The organism is Streptomyces griseorubiginosus, from assembly GCF_017614965.1.
Classification (GTDB): domain Bacteria; phylum Actinomycetota; class Actinomycetes; order Streptomycetales; family Streptomycetaceae; genus Streptomyces; species Streptomyces griseorubiginosus_B.
Genome location: NZ_WVUG01000660.1, coordinates 1 through 1,146, shown reverse-complemented (window position 1 = coordinate 1,146; position 1,146 = coordinate 1). Strand labels below are relative to the sequence as shown.

2 protein-coding genes are annotated in these 1,146 nt (G+C 73.1%); one reads left to right on the top strand and one right to left on the bottom strand.

Annotated elements, in window-relative coordinates:
* Positions 1–443, top strand: a 443-nt coding sequence (locus GRC12_RS44565; RefSeq protein WP_208786113.1) for a hypothetical protein, incomplete at its 5' end; no start/stop codon positions are given.
* 3 nt (positions 444–446) lie between these two features.
* Here the strand turns inward: GRC12_RS44565 and GRC12_RS44560 are convergent.
* Positions 447–1,146, bottom strand: a 700-nt coding sequence (locus GRC12_RS44560; RefSeq protein WP_208786112.1) for an LLM class flavin-dependent oxidoreductase, incomplete at its 5' end; no start/stop codon positions are given.

The window sequence follows — 1,146 nt, the reverse complement described above, 5'->3', positions numbered from 1 at the left end:
ACTCCGGGCGGAGCGACGCCGGGCGGAGCGGCACCGCCAAGACGGCCCAGGCGAGCCCGGACGGCGTCCGGGGACTCAAGGACACCGTCCGCCATGTCTCGCGGAAGACCGCCTACGCCACCCGCCCCCATCTCGTCCGGACGTGCCGGCCCGCCACCCGGCGGGTCCGGCACACCTCACGGTCGGGCAGCGGCACCCACCGGACGACCCGCGTCTGGTACACCACCGAGCACTACCAGAGCTGCACGAAGGTCCAGAAGGGCACGGAGAGGTACCGGCGGGTCGTCCGCCGGGAGCGGTGGTGCGTGAGCCTGGACGACGTCAACGGCGTCGGGACCCAGGACGACGTCTGGTACGAGGTGGACCGGCAGACCTACTCTCAGGTGCTGGCCGCGGACGACCACACGCGCGTGGAGTTCGTCCCGACCGGCACCGGCTGCTGACCGTCACCGTCGGCGCCACTCCCGCGCCAGGAGTTCGTAGGACCGCACCCGGTCCGCGTGGTCGTGGGTGATCGTGGTGATGAGCAACTCGTCGGCGCCGGTGGCCTCCTGGAGCTGTTCCAGCCGGTCGGCGACCCGGCCGGGGGAGCCGACGAACTGCGTGTCGATCCGGTCCCGCACCAGCTCCCGGTCCTCGTCGCTCCAGTCGTGGGCCCGGGCCTCCTCCGGCGTGGGGAAGGGAATGGCGCCCTCGGCCGTGCGGATGCTGCGCACCCACAGGCCGTAGCCGGTGGCGAGTTCGCGGGCGGTGGCGTCGTCCCCGGCGACCACGACGTCGGCGGAGACGCTGACATAGGGCTTGTCCAGGACGTCGGAGGGCTGGAAGGCGGAGCGGTAGCCTTCCACCGCGTCGAGGACCGTGGCCGGGCTGACGTGGTAGTTGGCCGCGAACCGCAGGCCCCGCGCGCCCGCGACCCGGGCGCTCTCGCCGCCGCTGCTGCCGAGGATCCACAGTTCGACCTCGGCCCCCTCCCCCGGCACGACATGCGCCTCGACGCCCTCCGGGGAGCGGTAGCTGCCCTCCAGCAGGGCGAGGATGTCGTCGATCTGCTCGGCGTAGTCCTGGGATTCGGCCCCCGGCAGGAGGAGCAGCCTGCGCTGCAGGGCGATGCGGGGGGAGCCGAGGAGGCGGGCGAAGGAGAAG